At 66.9% G+C, this 16,880-nt stretch carries 19 protein-coding genes; 11 read left to right on the top strand and 8 right to left on the bottom strand.

Going from position 1 to position 16,880, the window contains the following annotated elements:
* From BW38_RS06935 to BW38_RS06945, 3 genes are read right to left on the bottom strand one after another with little or no spacing between them, the layout of a single operon-like run.
* Window positions 1-495 (bottom strand): hypothetical protein, encoded by a 495-nt coding sequence (locus tag BW38_RS06935; RefSeq protein WP_025877482.1) that lies wholly within the window; start codon window positions 493-495, stop codon window positions 1-3.
* Window positions 495-1,046, bottom strand: a complete 552-nt coding sequence (locus BW38_RS06940) for an HdeD family acid-resistance protein (RefSeq protein WP_025877483.1) — start codon at window positions 1,044-1,046, stop codon at window positions 495-497. Before BW38_RS06940 ends, BW38_RS06935 begins: the two co-directional genes overlap by 1 nt.
* A 58-nt stretch (window positions 1,047-1,104) precedes the next feature.
* Complete coding sequence (locus tag BW38_RS06945; protein ID WP_032976869.1) at window positions 1,105-1,800, bottom strand: ComF family protein; 696 nt, start codon at window positions 1,798-1,800, stop codon at window positions 1,105-1,107.
* A gap of 234 nt (window positions 1,801-2,034) precedes the next feature.
* On the opposite strand from BW38_RS06945, the gene BW38_RS06950 reads away from it, so the two are divergent.
* Window positions 2,035-2,526 carry a GNAT family N-acetyltransferase gene (locus tag BW38_RS06950; RefSeq protein ID WP_161763245.1) on the top strand — a complete coding sequence of 164 codons (492 nt, stop codon included), beginning with the start codon at window positions 2,035-2,037 and terminating at the stop codon, window positions 2,524-2,526.
* Between the two features lie 186 nt (window positions 2,527-2,712).
* On the opposite strand, the gene BW38_RS06955 is transcribed toward BW38_RS06950, so the two are convergent.
* Complete coding sequence (locus tag BW38_RS06955; protein ID WP_235189966.1) at window positions 2,713-3,360, bottom strand: DUF4304 domain-containing protein; 648 nt, start codon at window positions 3,358-3,360, stop codon at window positions 2,713-2,715.
* Between the two features lie 259 nt (window positions 3,361-3,619).
* Entirely contained in the window at window positions 3,620-4,141 is a 522-nt protein-coding gene (locus tag BW38_RS06960; protein WP_157804433.1) for an HAD family hydrolase, read from the bottom strand.
* Window positions 4,142-4,415: 274 nt separating this feature from the next.
* Between BW38_RS06960 and BW38_RS06965 the strand changes: the two genes are divergently transcribed.
* Window positions 4,416-4,838, top strand: a complete 423-nt coding sequence (locus tag BW38_RS06965) for an H-NS histone family protein (protein ID WP_032976866.1) — start codon at window positions 4,416-4,418, stop codon at window positions 4,836-4,838.
* Here the strand turns inward: BW38_RS06965 and BW38_RS06970 are convergent.
* Window positions 4,825-5,397: a DUF3658 domain-containing protein gene (locus tag BW38_RS06970; RefSeq protein WP_032976865.1), complete on the bottom strand. Its 573-nt coding sequence runs from the start codon at window positions 5,395-5,397 to the stop codon at window positions 4,825-4,827. The genes BW38_RS06965 and BW38_RS06970 overlap by 14 nt on opposite strands.
* 157 nt (window positions 5,398-5,554) lie before the next feature.
* Between BW38_RS06970 and bioB the strand changes: the two genes are divergently transcribed.
* From bioB to bioC, 5 genes are all read left to right on the top strand, one after another.
* The gene (bioB, locus tag BW38_RS06975) at window positions 5,555-6,598 is read left to right on the top strand and encodes a biotin synthase BioB (RefSeq protein WP_032976864.1); all 1,044 of its coding nucleotides are present in this window, start codon (window positions 5,555-5,557) and stop codon (window positions 6,596-6,598) included.
* A gap of 67 nt (window positions 6,599-6,665) precedes the next feature.
* Entirely contained in the window at window positions 6,666-7,889 is a 1,224-nt protein-coding gene (gene bioF, locus BW38_RS06980) for an 8-amino-7-oxononanoate synthase (RefSeq protein WP_032976863.1), read from the top strand.
* Between the two features lie 18 nt (window positions 7,890-7,907).
* Complete coding sequence (bioH, locus tag BW38_RS06985; protein WP_032976862.1) at window positions 7,908-8,687, top strand: pimeloyl-ACP methyl ester esterase BioH; 780 nt, start codon at window positions 7,908-7,910, stop codon at window positions 8,685-8,687.
* 29 nt (window positions 8,688-8,716) lie between these two features.
* Window positions 8,717-9,496, top strand: coding sequence for an SDR family oxidoreductase (locus BW38_RS06990; RefSeq protein WP_032976861.1), 780 nt, complete (start codon window positions 8,717-8,719; stop codon window positions 9,494-9,496).
* 12 nt (window positions 9,497-9,508) lie between these two features.
* Window positions 9,509-10,393, top strand: a complete 885-nt coding sequence (gene bioC, locus BW38_RS06995; RefSeq protein ID WP_025877501.1) for a malonyl-ACP O-methyltransferase BioC — start codon at window positions 9,509-9,511, stop codon at window positions 10,391-10,393.
* Between the two features lie 153 nt (window positions 10,394-10,546).
* Here bioC and BW38_RS07000 read toward each other — a convergent pair whose 3' ends face one another.
* Both BW38_RS07000 and BW38_RS07005 read right to left on the bottom strand, forming a co-directional pair.
* A complete protein-coding gene (locus BW38_RS07000) occupies window positions 10,547-11,179 on the bottom strand; it encodes a YdcF family protein (RefSeq protein ID WP_025877503.1) in 633 nt (210 codons plus the stop codon).
* The gene (locus BW38_RS07005; RefSeq protein WP_025877505.1) at window positions 11,176-12,138 is read right to left on the bottom strand and encodes a pyridoxal-phosphate dependent enzyme; all 963 of its coding nucleotides are present in this window, start codon (window positions 12,136-12,138) and stop codon (window positions 11,176-11,178) included. Before BW38_RS07005 ends, BW38_RS07000 begins: the two co-directional genes overlap by 4 nt.
* A gap of 159 nt (window positions 12,139-12,297) precedes the next feature.
* Here BW38_RS07005 and BW38_RS07010 point away from each other — a divergent pair, with 159 nt between their 5' ends.
* The 4 genes from BW38_RS07010 (at window position 12,298) to BW38_RS07025 (ending at window position 16,810) form a co-directional block, all read left to right on the top strand.
* On the top strand, window positions 12,298-12,765 hold the full coding sequence (locus BW38_RS07010) for a hypothetical protein (protein ID WP_032952020.1): 468 nt from the start codon (window positions 12,298-12,300) through the stop codon (window positions 12,763-12,765).
* A 557-nt stretch (window positions 12,766-13,322) separates the two neighbouring features.
* Window positions 13,323-15,212 carry a tRNA uridine-5-carboxymethylaminomethyl(34) synthesis enzyme MnmG gene (mnmG, locus tag BW38_RS07015; protein WP_032976860.1) on the top strand — a complete coding sequence of 630 codons (1,890 nt, stop codon included), beginning with the start codon at window positions 13,323-13,325 and terminating at the stop codon, window positions 15,210-15,212.
* Window positions 15,213-15,315: 103 nt separating this feature from the next.
* On the top strand, window positions 15,316-16,134 hold the full coding sequence (locus BW38_RS07020) for a nucleotidyltransferase domain-containing protein (protein ID WP_032976858.1): 819 nt from the start codon (window positions 15,316-15,318) through the stop codon (window positions 16,132-16,134).
* A 145-nt stretch (window positions 16,135-16,279) separates the two neighbouring features.
* Window positions 16,280-16,810, top strand: a complete 531-nt coding sequence (locus BW38_RS07025) for a gamma carbonic anhydrase family protein (protein WP_032976857.1) — start codon at window positions 16,280-16,282, stop codon at window positions 16,808-16,810.
* Window positions 16,811-16,880 lie beyond the last annotated feature (70 nt).

Genomic DNA, 16,880 nt, shown 5'->3' with positions numbered 1-16,880 from the left:
TCAGCGCTGCTGTGGCGGCGCAGGGCCGCCGTGCACGATGTAGCGCGCCATGTCGTGCACTTCGGCCACGCTCATGTTGGTACCGGCCACCTGCATGGACTCGCCAAAAGGGCCCGCTATGGTGGCCACGGACAGCACGTGGTCATCGACGGTAAGCGCCACCTGCTTGCCCACCAGGGCCTCGGTCGCGTGCAGCAACCGGCCGGCGGACTCCTTGCGGAACGTCAGTTCCAGTACGGGCTGGTGCGCGGCGTCCAACGCCGCTCGCACGTCGACGATATCGGCACTGGTGAGCATCGGCGGCGCTTTCACGGCGATGCTGCGCCCTTGCCACTGCAGGGTAGCGCGACCATCGGGATCGACCTCACGCATCTGCACCTGCACCCCCTCCCGCGGCGGATGCCGGGTCTCCGCCGGAAGCACCCGGTTGCAGCCCGCCAGCAGCAACACCGCGAGGCCGCCGCCGAGCAGCGCCCATCTGTTCCAGGCCCGCATCAGCGCAGCTTCCTCAGCTTGAACGCCACCAGCACCTGCAGCACGCCGTACAGCAGGCTGCCTATGCCGATCCACAACGTGGTTACCGCCACGCCGGCATACGGATTGGCCGCGAACAGCAGGCCCAGCACGATGGCCAGCACGCCGCTGAGAATCAGCAACCACTCACCCTGGATCTGCCTGCGCACGCGGATGGCGAAGACGATGCGATAGATGCCTGCCACCAGCAGCCATGCCGCCAGGAACAGCACCAGCACGCTGGCGGTGGCCAGCGGATTGATCACCGCCAGGATACCGAAGCCCAGCGAGGCGACCACATACAGCAGCAGCCAGCCACGCGAGGCGCCACTACCACCGGTAATCAGCGCCAGCAGGCTGATGACGCCTTCCACGATCGCCATCACGCCCAGCGTCCACGCCAGCGCGATAGCCGCTGACATCGGCCAGCCGATCGCGATGATGCCGAAGCCCAGCGCGACCAGACCGTACAGCAGCAGGATCCACCAGCTGCGTCCAACGGCCGACAACAAGGGAGACAGAGGGGAATTCATGACCACTCCTTCGATCCGGGTTCGCGAACATCCTAGACCTACGGAATGAAAGGCGCGATCACGGCACCCGCGCACAGACCCATGCCCGCACATCTTCAGCCCCCACCAGCCGCAGCGTCTCGGCGACTTCCAGCACGGTGCTGCCGGTGGTCATCACGTCGTCGACGATGGTCAGCCGCGCGGGGACGGCACCGCGCACATCGAAGGCGTCGAACAGGTTGTCGCGGCGCTGCTCGGCGCTGCGTTCGGACTGCGGCGCGGTATGACGGCGACGGTACAGCCCGCGCCACCTCGGCGTCCGCAGCAGCCGACACAGCTCGGCTGCCTGATCATAGCCGCGCTGGCGCAGGCGTTTGGGATGCAGCGGCACCGGTACCAGCGGTGGGCACGACCATGGCGGCGGATTGCGCAGCATCAACTGCGCAAGCAGGCGTCCGGCAGCCAGGTCCTGGTGGAATTTGTAGCGGACCAGCAGTTGATCGATCGGCGGCACGTACAGCAGGCTGGCGTGGGTAGCGGTCTGCGGCGGCGGCTCGTCACGGCAGGTGCCGCAGATGGGCAGGGCTTCCTCCGGTAGCGGCAGCGCGCAGCGAAGGCAGGCGCGACCCGCCCACGGTAGGTCGGCGAGACAGGCGACGCAGAGGTCGAGGGTGTCGTGGCCGCGCTCGCTGCAGACCAGGCAGCGCAGGGGCAGCAACAGGCGAAAGGCGGCCTGCAACGGTTCACCAAGGGCAGAAGGCAGTGGGAAGCGCATGCCGCAGCATCGCCCTGCAAGCGCAGGCTGCCCATCGGTAAAGGGGCTGCCTGCATGTCAGTACAGGGAGCGTTGGCCGATGGGGGCTGCACCTTGCCAGGCCGTAGACCTGCATCGCACCTGCTACCGCGCGCTTCCATCCACGTACGGCCGGAACTGCAGAACCACTACTGGCCGATCCTGCGCCAGCTATCATCAGGATGGGCGCGGTTGCCCTGGATGGACCTCTACTGCATGGACGGACTGACGCTGGTCAAAGCAACTGCGCAGGACGCAGATGTGGTCTTCAGATTGATGCAGCTGTACTACTTCGAAGCCTCTGCCTGGAGTGGTGAGGAGATCCTTGCCGATGGTCTCTACGACTGCACACTTGCCGATGTCCGGGCCCGCCTGCAGGAAGAGCCGGAGTGGACCCGTCTGCTCTGGCTCGATGGCCAGCTGTGTGGATTCGTCCAGGTGGATGAAGTCGACTTCCAGGGGCGGCGCCTGCCAGAGTTGGCCGATCTGTTCATCCTTCCAAGGCATCGGGGCAAAGGCATCGCGTCCGCAGTGGTCGCAGAGCTTGTGCGGCCAACGGCGGGAGAATGGCTGCTGGCCACATTCCGCAAGGATCATGTGGCGCACGCATTCTGGGAACGGAATCTTGCAAGGATGGGCATGGCGTGCAGCATCCCAGCCGGGTCAGAAGGAACAGACTTCCGCTTGTTCCTGATCAGGGCGATATGACGATGGGGAGCCCCCCAGCTCCCCGGTCAGCACTCGCCCACGCCAGGATGGCCAATACCTTCAGGACGGTGCAACCACGCATGGGCTTGTCCTGCTCCTGGCGGCGGCAGCCCAAGGCTGGACGTGGCTGGCTTGGGCTCACCGGGGGTCAGCCGCACGCAGCGGATCGACCACCGTGAATTCCCCTCAAAACTCGATCCCGTTGGCTGCACGCTGGCAGGCAGGCAGTCCCAGCGCGATACGCGTTCGCCCGACCGTGGCCGCGATCTCCTGTTCAAAGCCAGCCCCTGACTCCAGGCAATGCAGCAGCCCGACAACCCTCTGCTTCAGCTCAACGGCCCATGGCACGTCATTTGGATCGGCGATCACTTCTGTAAACAGCAACCCACTGCGTTCGACCTCACCCGCCAACCCCGCCAACACCGCCGAGTGGTACGTGTTCCATAGCGCGGGCGATGCATTGGCAGTAGTCCACGCCAGCGCGTGGGCGATCGAGGGGAAGCGATCGCGCAGCGCAAGGACTTCCTGCGCTGCACGCCTGGCCAGCAGCGTGGCCTCCGCCGAGAACTGCTCCTCGTCGATGAATTCGTGGAAGGTTCCCACTCTGTGCCCGGCGTCGAATGAAAGGAAGTCCTTCTCATGCCAGAGCCAGCACGCTCCAACATTCAGATAGCTTCCCTTCCGTCCCGAAGAGGGCTGGAATTCAACCACGCCGATCCACCATACCTGGTCGTCGATCCAGATTCTGGAGCGTCCCTTCTGCACGCAGCCCAGAGGGCGCAGCACCGTTCTGGCTGCAGCGTTGATCATTCGAGAGTGCTGAGCGGTCGACATCGAAGGCATCCTTGCGCTTGCGAACGTTCGCGGAATCGTACTGGAAGGAACGTCGGCCAGCACCATTGAATCGGCGAAGAACCCGCCCACTCGTCCCTTCAACATTGCTGGTCGTCCGCTTCATACGAAAGCGCAGAGACGTTGGTGAAACCAGAAAGGGGGCCCGCTGCGGGCACCGCGCACAGGAGTGCGGTGGTGTGCGCAGCGTGACACTTCCGCAAACGACACTGGAAGCGGGTGAATCAATGATCCTGCCGATTCACTCCATCATGCGCTCTCGCCAACGGCGCTTCTCCACGGTCCGGATGTTGGGCTGCGCGCGCAGTACATCCAGATATCGAGAAAGATGAAGCAATTCATCGTCGCAACCATCACCAGTGAACTCCCGCACCTGTATCAGATTTCCGTAGTTCTTGGCGTACTTGCTGGGAGTGTCGTCAATGCCGATCATCTGCTCCAGCGCAAAGCCTAGACGTTTCAGTTTGGCCAGGCGCTTCTGGCTGGTGTAGCCACCGGTCTCCCAATCACGCGCAGTACTGCAACGCTGGGACGACCACAGGAACTCCAGCGTGCGCCCTGGCATCAACCATGCCACCAGTGGCTCGGCATACAGACTGCCGGAAGATGTCCACACCCCTACGTTGAAGTGCGCGAATGCGAAATCCAGGAAGTCGTCAACGTAGGGCCGCTTGTAGACGTGATAGCCCACCACTTGAGTGTCAGCAGGACGGTGCAACTGACGCGCACTGGCATGAACCAGCGTTTCATCGAGATCGAGCACCAGGAGCTTTCGGTCAGTTGTGGGCATGTTTCCGGTCTGGTCTCGTTCCACGCTCAGCGGCATCGATAAAGTAAAAGTACTCGACAAGGTAGCGGCTGGGTCCGCCGCCTTTCAACAACATACCCCACAGCGTCAGCAGCATGCTGGACGCCCTGGGCCTACCCACACTGGTGGCCAGATGCCTGGTGGCAGCCCGGCTGGGGGACTGGTTGCCCAGGCTGAGATACCCGTCCGCTGCTTGACAGGCTGCCGGGATGTCCGGACCCTTCGCGGCATGACAATCGACGTCGAACACCTGAGCCTGCGCGAACTGAACGCCCTTGTGACTGCTGCCGAGCAGCGGAGGGCGCTGGTTGCCAGCCGCCGCCCCGTGGCCGTTGTCCGTCGCAAGCTGATCGCCTTCGCCGCGCAGTGCGGCTACACGATTGAAGAGCTGATCGGGGCCGCGCCCGCCGAGGCCGCTGCACCGGTCCGCAAACCTGCCACACGGCGCAAGGCGGGCAAGGTGGCGGCCAAGTACCGCGACCCGGACAACAAGCGCAATACGTGGTCGGGCCGCGGCCGGATGCCGCGCTGGCTTGCCGAGAAGACCAAGCATGGCCGCAGCCCTGCCGATTTCCTGATTCCCGGGTTGGGCCGGTCCGACGTTCGAAAGTCCAGCGCGATCGGGCAGAGAACCGTCTTCAAGCAGAGCTGACCCGGCGCACTTCGCTGTAGCGCATGCGCGACAGGTCGCCGGCAGCCTGCAGCGCGCCACGCTCGACCAGCTTGCGCACACGCCCTGCGTAGAACACCTCTGGAATTCCCGGCGGACGTTCGGGATCCAACGACATCGCCGTGCCCACGATATAGGCGACTTTGCGGAACTGACCGTCACAGTGGGAAAGCAGCTGCTGATCGATCCGCGCGACGTCCTCCTCGGTCAGCGCTGCGATGCGGTGCCGCTGTTCGTTGGTGAGGTGCGCATCGCAGTCCGGCGCGTCGTCAGTGTCAGCCAGCCGGCCATTTACAGCCAGCAGGCGGACCAGCACGAAGAAGCCAAAGTCTGCCAACTCCGCTTCGGACAGGCCTACCGGGTCGGCAAGCATGCCTGGTGGATAGTCCTTGAACGTAACGAACGTGCGGTGCTGCCACATACCGGCGGTGTCCGATTTCCGCAGGTCATCCATTACCACGCGCAAGCCTCCATCGGGCAGATCAGCCAGGCTGCACAGCACAGCGTTGCGAAGGGTTGCGGCGTTCTTGTGCGTGTCCATGCCGATTCTCACATTCCATGCGTAGCGGCGAACTTAGCACCGCTGCAACTGACGCGGGCGACGACTTCCTGTAAACCACTATTTTATATTAATAGTTGACAGCGTTCCCAACCCCACCCAGACTGCGCCCTCGCTCCAGCCCTTCCAAGGTCCCGCCATGGCAACCGCCATCCGCCACGACTGGCACCACGACGAACTGCAGGCGCTGTTCGACCTGCCCTTCCCGGAACTGCTGTTCCGCGCCGCCGCCGTCCACCGCGAGCATTTCGACCCGGCCCAGGTGCAGGTCTCCACGCTGTTGTCGGTGAAGACCGGTGGCTGCCCGGAAGACTGCGCGTACTGCCCGCAGGCGCAGCGCTACAGCACCGGGGTCAACGCACAGAAGCTGATGGACACCGATGCGGTGCTGGCCAAGGCCCGCCAAGCCAAAGCGGCCGGTGCCTCGCGTTTCTGCATGGGTGCAGCGTGGCGTTCGCCGAAGGACCGCGACATCCCCAAGGTGGCAGCAATGATCGCCGGGGTGAAAGCGCTGGGCCTGGAAACCTGCGCCACGCTGGGCATGCTCAGTGGCGAGCAGGCGCGCGCGTTGAAGGACGCCGGCCTGGACTACTACAACCACAACCTCGATACCGCGCCGGACTACTACGAGTCGATCATCCACACCCGGCAGTACCAGGATCGCCTGGATACGCTGGGCCATGTGCGCGATGCGGGGTTGAAGACCTGCTGCGGCGGCATCGTTGGCATGGGTGAAACACGCGCGCAGCGGGTCGGCCTGCTGCTGGCGCTGGCCACCTTGCCGGCGCATCCCGATTCGGTGCCGATCAACAAGCTGGTGCAGGTGGCCGGCACGCCGCTGCATGGCAGTGCCGAGCTGGACCCGTTCGAGTTCGTGCGCATGATCGCCGTGGCCCGCATCGCCATGCCGCATTCGATGGTGCGGCTGTCGGCCGGCCGCGAGGCGATGAGTGACGAGCTGCAGGCGCTGTGCTTCCTCGCCGGCGCCAACTCCATCTTCTATGGCGACAAGCTGCTGACCACCGGCAACCCGGAGAGCGAGCGCGACATGGCCTTGTTCGCACGCCTGGGCCTGCAGCCGATGGCGGTGCAGGTGGACGCCGACGGTCATGACCATGGCGGCACCGTGCATGCCGATATCAGCGCCGATGGCCCCGGCTGCGGCTGCGCCCACGCGGCCTGAGCCGGCGGCCAAGCAGGCGTCGCGGCAACGCGCTACCCTAGCCGCCCCGTCGCCGCATCCAGCCGCCATGGCACGCCCCGACCTGACCGCCCGCCTCCAAGCCCAGCGCGCGTTGCGCGATGCACAAGGCCGTCGCCGCCCGCGGCGCACGGTCACCCGTCGCGATGGCGTGCGCCTGGAAGTCGATGGGCGCTGGCTGACAGGCTTCTGCAGCAACGATTACCTGGGCCTGGCCCAGCAGTTCAGCGTGGTCAACGCACTGCAGGATGCCGCTGCGCGCGAAGGCGCCGGTGCCGGTGCCTCGCATCTGGTCTGCGGCCACCACGCGCTGCACGACGCATTGGAACGCGAAGTGGCCGAGTGGCTCGGTTACCCGCGTGCCTTGCTGTTCGGCAGTGGCTTCACCGCCAACCTGGCCGTGCAGCAGGCGCTGCTGGGCGAAGAGAACGATGTCTGCGTGCAGGACAAGCTCAACCACGCCAGTCTGCTCGATGCTACGCGGCTGGCCGGCGCGCGCCTGCGCCGCTACCCGCACCTGGACGCGGAAGGTGCGATGCGCCAACTCAAGCATGCGCCCGATGGCGCAGCGATGCTGGCTACCGACGGTGTCTTCAGCATGGATGGCGATATCGCGCCGCTGCGTGCGCTGTCGCTGGTCGCGCGCCTGCAGCAGGCGCTGTTCTACGTGGACGATGCGCATGGCGTGGGCGTGCTCGGCGATGGTCGTGGCGCGGTCGCCACCGCCGGCCTGGGCGTGGACGATGTGCCGCTGCAGCTGGTCACCCTGGGCAAGGCGCTCGGCGGTTCCGGCGCGCTGGTGCTCGGCCGCGAAGACCTGATCGAGCACCTGGCCGAAACCGCACGCCCCTACATCTACACCACCGCCATGGCGCCGGCGCTGGCGGCATCCGCACTGGAAGCGGTGCGCCTGGCCCGCCGCGATCATTGGCGGCGGGCGAAGCTGGCCGATCTGATTGCCCTGTTCCGCAGCGAAGCGCGACGTCATGGGCTGGATCTGATGGCATCGGAAACGCCGATCCAGCCGCTGTTGTGTGGCGACGACCACACTGCCATGGCGATGTCGCAGGCGCTGGAGCAGGCCGGCTGGCTGGTCGGCGCGATCCGCCCACCGACCGTGCCGGAAGGCAAGGCGCGCCTGCGCGTCACCTTGTCCGCGCTGCACACCACCGAGCAGGTACGCGGCCTGGTCGAAGCCATCGCCGTTGCACGCGACCGCGTGGCCTTTGCCGCGCGCGAAGTGCTGCCGCCGTCGTTACCGGCGCTGGCCTGAGTGATCGTGTAGTTCCCCATGCATATTGAAGTGACCGGCCATGGGCCGGACCTGGTACTGATCCACGGCTGGGCCCTGCAGGGCGGCGTGTTTGCGCCGCTGGTGCAGCGCCTGGCCGATCGATTCACGCTGCATCTGGTCGACCTGCCCGGCCATGGCCACAGCCGCGATGACAGCACCCCGCTGCGCCTGCCGTTCGTGGTCAATGCCATTGCCGCGGCCACGCCGCCAGCGGTGTGGTGCGGTTGGTCACTGGGCGGTCTGTTCGCGCTGCACGCGGCGGCCACGCTGCCGAAGGTGCGCGGTCTGGCGATGATCGCCGCCACGCCGCGCTTCGTGCGCGGCGATGACTGGCCGCATGCGGCGGAGCCATCGGTATTCGAGCAGTTCGGTCGTGACCTCGCGCAGGACTTCAGTGGCACCCTGGAACGTTTCCTGGCACTGGACGTGATGGGTTCGGCGCATGCCCGCGAGGAACTGCGCACGCTGCGGCAGCGCCTGGTCGAACGCGGAGCGCCCACCGAACGCGCACTGCACGAGGGCCTGCAGCTGCTGGAGAACACCGACCTGCGCGGTGCCCTGCCCGCACTGGGCAAGCCCAGCCTGTGGATTGCCGGCCAGCGTGACCGTCTGGTCTCGCCGGCGGCGATGCAGGCCGCTGCCGCGCTGGCGCCCGGGGGGCAGTCGTTGACCGTGGGTCATGGCGGCCACGCCCCCTTCCTCGGCCACGCCGATGACGTTGCAGCCGCCCTGCAACACTTCATTGCCGGCCTGTCACCGGCCGATGGCGGACAATGAGCCTTCCTAAGCTTGTGCAGGACTGACGCATGGATCTGGGCATTTCCGGCCGCTGGGCACTGGTCTGCGGCGCCAGCAAGGGGCTTGGCCTTGGCTGCGCGCGCGCATTGGTGCGCGAAGGCGTGAACGTGGTCATCGTCGCCCGCGGTGACGCTGCGCTGCAGGCCGCGGCTGAAGAACTGCGTACGCTGCCCGGTGCCGCTGGAGTGCGGGCGATCGCCGCCGACGTCACCACCGAGGCGGGCCGCGCCCAGGCGCTGGCCGCCTGCCCGCAGGTCGACATCCTGGTGACCAACGCCGGCGGCCCGCCGCCGGGCGACTTCCGCACGTTCGAGCGCGACGACTGGATCGCCGCGCTGGACGCCAACATGCTGGCGCCGATCGCGCTGATCCGCGCCACCGTGGACGCGATGATCGAGCGCGGCTTCGGCCGCATCGTCAACATCACCTCGTCATCGGTGAAGGCACCCATCGACGCGCTGGCGCTGTCCAACGGCGCGCGCAGCGGCCTGACCGGCTTCGTCGCCGGGCTGGCGCGGCGCACCGTCGTCCACAACGTCACGATCAACAATCTGCTGCCCGGCCAGTTCGATACCGACCGCCTGCGCGCCAACTTCGCCCACGCCGCCGGCCAGGACGGGGACGTGCAGGCGGTGGCCGAACGCCGCCGCCAGCAGATTCCCGCCGGCCGTTTCGGCACGCCGGATGAATTCGGCGCCGCCTGCGCCTTCCTGTGCAGTGCACAGGCCGGTTACCTCACCGGGCAGAACCTGCTGATCGACGGCGGCGCCTACCCCGGTACGTTCTAAGAGACTTCTGCAATGCCGTCCCACTTCGATGCCCGCCATGTCCGCCGCGCCTTCGCCCGCGCCGCCACCAGCTACGACGCTGCCGCCGCCCTGCAGCGCGAGGTGCAGTCGCGGCTGCTGGAATCGCTGGACTACCTGGAGGCACGCAAGCCGGAGGTGGTGCTGGATATCGGTGCCGGCACCGGCCATGCCAGTGCGCTGATGAAGAAGCGCTGGCCGAAGGCGCAGGTGATCGCGCTGGACGTGGCACTGCCGATGCTCGACCAGGCCAAGCGCCAGGCCGGCTGGTGGAAGCCGTTCCAGCGCCTGGCCGCCGATGCCACGGCGCTGCCGTTGGCCGACAACAGCGTCGATGTGATCTTCAGCAACCTGTGCCTGCAGTGGGTGGACGACCTGCCGGCGGTGTTCGCCGGTTTCCGCCGTGTGCTCAAGCCCGGTGGGTTGCTGGTGTGTTCGACGTTCGGGCCGGAAACGCTGGTCGAGCTCAACGAGGCCTTCGCCGCCGCCGACGACCGCCCGCACGTGAGCCGCTTCGCGCAGATCGCCCAGTTCGGCGATGCGCTGATGATGGCCGGCTTCCGTGATCCAGTTCTGGACCGCGACCTGTTCACCCTGACCTACGACGACCTGCCCTCGTTGATGCGCGAGCTGCGCGCGATGGGCGCGACCAACGCACGGGTCGATCGCCGCCATACGTTGACCGGCCGGGGGCGGTTCGCGGCGGCAGCGGCGGCGTACGAACCGATGCGCCGTGCCGATGGCAAGCTGCCCAGCAGCTGGGAAGTAATCTACGCCCATGCCTGGGCGCCGGATCCGGGCGCGCCGATCCGCGAAGGTGGGCATGACATTGCTTCCGTGCCGGTGTCGGCGATCCCGATCCGGCGCAAGCAGACCTGATGTCGGCACGCGATCCGCACTGGTAGATGCCGACCTTGGTCGGCGCTGTGCTTCCCGTGCCGACCAAGGTCGGCAACTACCAAAAGCAGGTCCCGGCCAGGCGCGCGTTATGGGTAGCGCCGGGCCATGCCCGGCGAGCGCAGCGGCAGCCGCTCAGGTATTGGCCGGTGAACTCAACGGCGGCCGTACCAGGTCGCGGTGGAAGAAGTAGATCTCCTGCACCAGGAAACGCCAGCTGGTATGGAAGCTGCGGAAGCGCGTGCTGGGCGTGGACGAGGCCAACGCCTGGATGCCCAGCGCCTTGCTCAGGCGCAGCGCGCGCGCCATGTGCAGCGGGTCGCTGACGATGATCACCGAATGCAGCTTGCGCTGGTCCATCAGCCGCTTGGCCTCGACCAGGTTCTGCACGGTATTGCGCGAGGCGGTCTCGATGAGGATCGCCTCATCGGGAATGCCGTGCTTGAGCGCATAGCGCCGGGCCACCTGCGATTCCGAGAAGCGCGCACCGGTGCCGCCGTAGCCTCCGGTAAAGATCAGCAGTGGCGCGTAGCCGGCGTCGTACAGATCCAGGCCGTGGCGGATGCGCTCTTCAAACACCGGCGAGGGCTTGGCATCGTAGGCCGCCGCACCCAGCACGATGATCGCGTCCGCCTTGGCCGCCTGGTCGCGCTCGCCGACCCAGACGATCCAGGCGGTCACGCCCAGCAGCCAGATCACCAGCAGTACGAACAACCGCCACACCCAACCGAGCAGGCCGGTACGTTCGCGATGGCGGCCGCGGCTCATGGCGCTCCCCAACGCAGGGCAGGCAGATCGACATTGCCGCCGGACAGCACCAGTCCAACGCGCAGGCCGGCGAAGCGCGCAGGCTGCGCAAGCACCGCTGCCAGCACGATCGCCGAGGACGGCTCGACCACCTGCTTGAGCACGTCCCACAGCAGGCGCATCGCCGCCACGGTGGCGGCATCGTCAACCACGATGACCTCGGCGCCCGCCGCCTGCAGCAGCGCGAAGTTGGGTGCGCCGATCAGCGTGCGCAGTCCGTCGCAGATCGTGTCCGGGGTAAATGCCTCCTGGCGCTTGCCGGTCGCCAGCGAACGGGCGGTGTCGTCGGCACCGGCCGGCTCGGCCAGCACCAGCCGCGTGCCCGGGCTGGCGTGCTGCAGGGCCAACGCAGTGCCACTGGCCAGGCCACCACCGCCCACCGGCACCACCAGCACGTCGAACGGCCCCTCGCTGTGCAGCAGCTCCAGCGCGGCCGTGCCCTGCCCGGCGATCACCGCGGGGTTGGTGTACGGATGGACCAGAGTGGCGCCGGTATCGGCCTGCACCTTGGCGCAGGTGGCCTCGCGGTCGGCAATGGTGGCCGGGCAGCGCCAGAGGGTGGCGCCATGCCGGGCGATATTGGCCAGCTTGGCGGCCACGGCCCCTTCCGGCACCACCACATGGCAGGGAATGCCCCGTGTGCGGGCAGCCAGCGCCAAAGCGGCACCGTGATTGCCGGAGGAATGGGTCACCACACCGGCACCGGCGTGATCGGCATCCAGCGACCACACCGCATTGCACGCACCGCGGAACTTGAACGCGCCGCCGCGCTGCAGGTGCTCGGCCTTGAACGCCAGTTGCGCACCGGCCAACGCATCCAGCGTGCGCGAGCGCAGCACCGGGGTCACGCTGGCATGGGGCGCGATCCGCGCGGCGGCGGCGAGGACGTCATCAGCGCGGGGCAACAGTGAATCGCTCATGACGCAAGATTAACGTATGGCCCCGCGCTGGCGAGGGCGCCATCGGTCATGCCAGCATGCATGCCTACACCGCCATTCATCCTGGCCGGCGGAATTAAGGGCTGATTCAACGCCGGCGGCTGAAGCTGCCTGCATACCCGTCCTCTGGGGGGACCCATCATGAAAACGCGCCTGATGCTTGCCGGTGGCCTGCTGCTGGCCCTGACCGGTTGCACCACCTATGACTATGTCGGTGGCCGCGGCGGTGGCTACTACCACGGTGCGCCGTCGGTGGAGTACCGCTACCCCTATGGCTACCCGGCCGACTACGGCTATCCGTATTACGGCGGCGGTGGCTATTACGGCTATGGTGGCCCGTATTACCAGCGGCCGATCTACCGCCCGCCGCACCACAACCACCGCCCGCCACCGCGTCCCGGCAACGGCGGCGAAAACCGCCCGCCACCGCCGCCGCGCCAGAACAATGGCGGCTCGCCCTGGCGCAACATGGATTCGATGCGTCGACCGCCGCAGCCTGCACAGCGGGTCGAGCGCCCCTCGCCGCCGCCGCAGGCGCGTCCGGCTCCGGCTCCGCGTGCGCCGAGGATGAACAGTTCCCCCTGGCGTGCCATGGATCGTGAGAGATAGCGCACAGTTGACGCTTGTTCCATCTTGCATTTCACACGGTCCAAGCCTCAATCTACGCAGGTGGTGACGGCCAGCGTCACAAAGTGACAAAAGCGTTAAGGGCCCGTCCCAAACAGCTCTACGTCGATATCCGACAGGAACATCTGGATCCCCCCTGTTCCGGCCCTGTCGGATGTCGGCACCTTTAAAGACGAACGGCCCCGCACTGCGGGGCCGTTTGTTGTTTGGGACACCAGGGCGCGCGGGCAGTAGATCCACGCCATGCGTGGATGCCGCGTTCCCAGCCGCCCCAAAAAACAGGGCCGGACAGTCCCCCGACTGCCGGCCCCTCTGCTTCCCCACCGTGCGCCTGTACCGGCCCCTGTTCCAATTCCGGTCACCAGCGCCTGCGGCGCCAGCCACGGTGGGTGCTATTGGGTTATCTGCAAAAATCCTGCCAACTTTAGGGTTGATTTCGACGCCGGCCGGCCGGCGCCAACGTCCCTGCCCCGATTGGCGCTAAAATCGCCACCCCGGCGCCGTCTCCGGCTGCGCCTGCCCCTTGCTGAACAGCCCCCATGATCGATTCCTTCCATCGTTACGACGTCATCGTCATCGGCGGTGGCCACGCCGGCACCGAGGCCGCGCTGGCTGCGGCCCGTACCGGCGTGCGCACCCTGTTGCTGACCCACAACATCGAAACGGTGGGAGCGATGAGCTGCAACCCGGCCATCGGTGGTATCGGCAAGGGCCATCTGGTCAAGGAAATCGACGCCCTCGGCGGTGCGATGGCGCATGCCGCCGACCGCGCCGGCATCCAGTGGCGCACCCTCAACGCCTCCAAGGGCCCGGCCGTGCGCGCCACCCGCTGCCAGGCCGACCGCAACCTGTACCGCATGGCGATCCGCGCCATCGTCGAGGGCCAGGCCAACCTGACCGTGTTCCAGGCGGCGGTGGATGACCTGGTCATCGAGGGCGACCACGTGCGCGGGGTCATCACCCAGACCGGCCTGCGTTTCGATGCCGAGGCCGTGGTGCTGACCGCCGGCACCTTCCTGGCCGGCAAGATCCACGTCGGCCCGACCCAGTACGCAGCCGGCCGCATGGGCGATCCGCCCGCCACCACGCTGGCTGCACGCCTGCGCGAGCGGCCGTTCCAGGTGGACCGCCTGAAGACCGGCACGCCACCGCGCATCGACGGCCGTTCGCTGGACTACAGCGTGATGGACGAGCAGCCCGGCGACACGCCGCGCCCGGTGATGTCCTTCCTCGGCTCGGTGGATGAGCATCCGCAGCAGGTCAGCTGCTGGATCACCCACACCAGCGAGCAGACCCACCAGATCATCCGCGACGCCCTGCACCGTTCGCCGCTGTACAGCGGCCAGATCGAAGGCATCGGCCCGCGCTACTGCCCCTCCATCGAGGACAAGGTGGTGCGCTTTGCCGAGAAGGCCAGCCACCAGATCTTCGTCGAGCCCGAAGGCCTGGGCATCGTCGAGATCTATCCCAACGGCATTTCCACCTCGCTGCCGTTCGACGTGCAGCTGGAGATGGTGCGCAGCATCCGTGGTTTCCAGAACGCGCACATCACCCGCCCCGGCTATGCCATCGAGTACGACTTCTTCGATCCACGCGGGCTGAAGGCTTCGCTGGAAACCAAGCTGGTCAACGGCCTGTTCTTCGCCGGCCAGATCAACGGCACCACCGGTTATGAAGAAGCTGCCGCACAGGGCCTGCTGGCCGGCCTCAACGCCGCTCGCCAGGTGCGTGGCCTCGAGGGCTGGTGCCCGCGTCGCGACGAAGCCTACCTCGGCGTGCTGGTGGATGACCTGATCACCCACGGCACCAACGAGCCGTACCGCATGTTCACCAGCCGCGCCGAGTACCGCCTGCAGCTGCGCGAAGACAACGCCGACCAGCGCCTGACCCCGGCCGGCCGCGACATGGGACTGGTCGATGATCGTCGCTGGCGTGCCTTCGAAACCAAGCAGGCTGCCGTGGCCGCCGAGCGCACGCGCCTGGGCGCGCTGTGGGCCACGCCGGCCAATGCGCTGGGCCGCGAAGTGCAGGAAACGCTGGGCGTGGCGGTCAGCCGCGAAACCAACGTGCTGGACCTGATCAAGCGCCCGGAACTGGATTACGCGCAGCTGATGCGGGTGCCCTCGCTCGGCCCGGCCGTGGCCGATGGCAAGGTGGCCGAACAGGTGGAAATCGGGGTGAAGTACGCCGGTTACCTGGATCGCCAGCGCGAGGAGATCGAGCGCCAGCAGCGCCATGAAGCAATGCCGATTGCCGGCGATTTCGACTACGCCATCGTGCGCGGGCTGTCGGCCGAAGCGCTGCAGAAGCTCGAGCGCGTGCGTCCGCAGACCATCGGCCAGGCCCAGCGCATTCCGGGCATGACCCCGGCGGCGATCTCGCTGCTGCTGGTGCACCTGGAGCGCGCACGGCGCGGACGCGTGGCATAGCCCCGATGATCGCGTGCGCCGGGCATGGCCTGGCGCTACACGTATCCGCCTGCTGCCTGTAGAGTCGATCGGCTCGACGCAACAACAGCAGGAGCTTCCTTGCATGGACGGCATCCATCCGATCGCGGCGGACAAGCGCGCCGCCATCCTGGCCACCCTGACCGACATCGAACGCACGCACGACGTGCGCGTGCTGCTGGCCTGCGAATCGGGCAGCCGCGGCTGGGGTTTCTCGTCGCCGGACAGCGACTACGATGCACGCTTCATCTACGTGCACCGCCAGCCCTGGTACCTGAGTGTCAACGAGAGCACCGGGCTGGGCGAGGCGCAGCGCGATGTGATCGAACTGCCGATCGACGACGAGCTGGATGTAAGCGGCTGGGATTTGCGCAAGGCACTGCGGCTGGTATCCAAGTCGAACCCGACGCTGATCGAATGGCTGCGTTCGCCGATCATCTACCAGCAGAACGATGCCGCCGTGGCGCAGCTCTGGGAGGCTGCCCAGCGCTTCTACTCGCCGCTGGGCAGCTGGTGGCACTACATGAGCATGGCGCGCACCACGTACAGCCGACATCTCGGCGGCGGGGCCATCAGCACCAAGAAGTATCTGTACGTGCTGCGCGCGCTGCTGGCCTGCCAGTGGATCGAAAGCGAGTCCAGCCCGCCGCCCATGGCATTCGAGCATCTGCTGGAGCGTTTGCTGCCGGATGGCCCGGTACGCGGGGCGATCGAAGCGCTGCTGGTGGTTAAGCGTGCCAGCGCCGAAGTGACGGCCGGTCCCCGCATCATCGCCATCAGCGACTACATCGACCAGGAAATGGCCACACGCGCCGAGGGTCCGCAGCTGCCCGCCGGGCATGGCGATGGTCCATGGCTGGATGCCCTGTTCCGGCAGATGCTGGCCGAACACGCGCAGCACTAAGGGGTAGTGCCGGCCGCTGGCCGGCAACCCGATACACCTTCGGCAGAACCTCTGCAGTTGCCGGCCAGCGGCCGGCACTACCGGCAGGGCTGCGTGCTGCACGCGGTATCATCATCGCGATTGCCCTGCTCTTCCGGAGATGCCGATGACCCCGCTGCGCCCCTTCCGCGACAAGATGCCGGTGCTCGGCCAGCGCGTGTATGTCGATCCGGCCTGCACGATCATCGGCGATGTCGAACTGGCCGATGACGTATCGATCTGGCCGGGCACGGTCATCCGTGGCGACGTCAATTTCGTGCGCATCGGTGCACGCACCAACGTGCAGGACGGCACCATCATCCACGTCAGCCACCACAGCCCGTACAACAAGGCCGGCTACCCGACTCTGATCGGCGAAGGCGTCACCGTCGGCCATGGCTGCATCATCCACGCCTGCAGCATCGGCGATTACAGCCTGATCGGCATGGGCGCGTGCATCCTCGACGGTGCCCGGGTCGAGCGCCATGGCTTCGTCGGTGCCGGTGCAGTGGTCGGCCCGGGCAAGGTGGTGGGCGAAGGCGAACTGTGGGTGGGCAATCCTGCCCGTCCGGCGCGCACGCTCAGCGACAAGGAGATCGAGTCGTTGCACTATTCGGCCGACCACTACGTGCGGCTGAAGGAAGAATACCTGGGCTGAGGCCGCCTCGCCGATGGCCGGGCTCTGCTAAAGTCTGGGCCCGACCAGGAACCGTCGAGACCCCCATGCC

Source organism: Stenotrophomonas sp. RIT309 (assembly GCF_000632045.1).
Taxonomy (GTDB): Bacteria; Pseudomonadota; Gammaproteobacteria; order Xanthomonadales; family Xanthomonadaceae; genus Stenotrophomonas; species Stenotrophomonas indicatrix.
This window is presented reverse-complemented; position numbering and strand designations above follow the sequence as displayed.

Coding starts and splice junctions, on each gene's coding strand:
- BW38_RS06935 (WP_025877482.1), bottom strand. CDS start 495: ATGCGGGCCTGGAACAGATGGGCGCTGCTCGGCGGCGGCCTCGCGGTG.
- BW38_RS06940 (WP_025877483.1), bottom strand. CDS start 1,046: ATGAATTCCCCTCTGTCTCCCTTGTTGTCGGCCGTTGGACGCAGCTGG.
- BW38_RS06945 (WP_032976869.1), bottom strand. CDS start 1,800: ATGCGCTTCCCACTGCCTTCTGCCCTTGGTGAACCGTTGCAGGCCGCC.
- BW38_RS06950 (WP_161763245.1), top strand. CDS start 2,035: ATGGACGGACTGACGCTGGTCAAAGCAACTGCGCAGGACGCAGATGTG.
- BW38_RS06955 (WP_235189966.1), bottom strand. CDS start 3,360: ATGTCGACCGCTCAGCACTCTCGAATGATCAACGCTGCAGCCAGAACG.
- BW38_RS06965 (WP_032976866.1), top strand. CDS start 4,416: ATGACAATCGACGTCGAACACCTGAGCCTGCGCGAACTGAACGCCCTT.
- BW38_RS06970 (WP_032976865.1), bottom strand. CDS start 5,397: ATGGACACGCACAAGAACGCCGCAACCCTTCGCAACGCTGTGCTGTGC.
- bioB (WP_032976864.1), top strand. CDS start 5,555: ATGGCAACCGCCATCCGCCACGACTGGCACCACGACGAACTGCAGGCG.
- bioF (WP_032976863.1), top strand. CDS start 6,666: ATGGCACGCCCCGACCTGACCGCCCGCCTCCAAGCCCAGCGCGCGTTG.
- bioH (WP_032976862.1), top strand. CDS start 7,908: ATGCATATTGAAGTGACCGGCCATGGGCCGGACCTGGTACTGATCCAC.
- BW38_RS06990 (WP_032976861.1), top strand. CDS start 8,717: ATGGATCTGGGCATTTCCGGCCGCTGGGCACTGGTCTGCGGCGCCAGC.
- bioC (WP_025877501.1), top strand. CDS start 9,509: ATGCCGTCCCACTTCGATGCCCGCCATGTCCGCCGCGCCTTCGCCCGC.
- BW38_RS07000 (WP_025877503.1), bottom strand. CDS start 11,179: ATGAGCCGCGGCCGCCATCGCGAACGTACCGGCCTGCTCGGTTGGGTG.
- BW38_RS07005 (WP_025877505.1), bottom strand. CDS start 12,138: ATGAGCGATTCACTGTTGCCCCGCGCTGATGACGTCCTCGCCGCCGCC.
- BW38_RS07010 (WP_032952020.1), top strand. CDS start 12,298: ATGAAAACGCGCCTGATGCTTGCCGGTGGCCTGCTGCTGGCCCTGACC.
- mnmG (WP_032976860.1), top strand. CDS start 13,323: ATGATCGATTCCTTCCATCGTTACGACGTCATCGTCATCGGCGGTGGC.
- BW38_RS07020 (WP_032976858.1), top strand. CDS start 15,316: ATGGACGGCATCCATCCGATCGCGGCGGACAAGCGCGCCGCCATCCTG.
- BW38_RS07025 (WP_032976857.1), top strand. CDS start 16,280: ATGACCCCGCTGCGCCCCTTCCGCGACAAGATGCCGGTGCTCGGCCAG.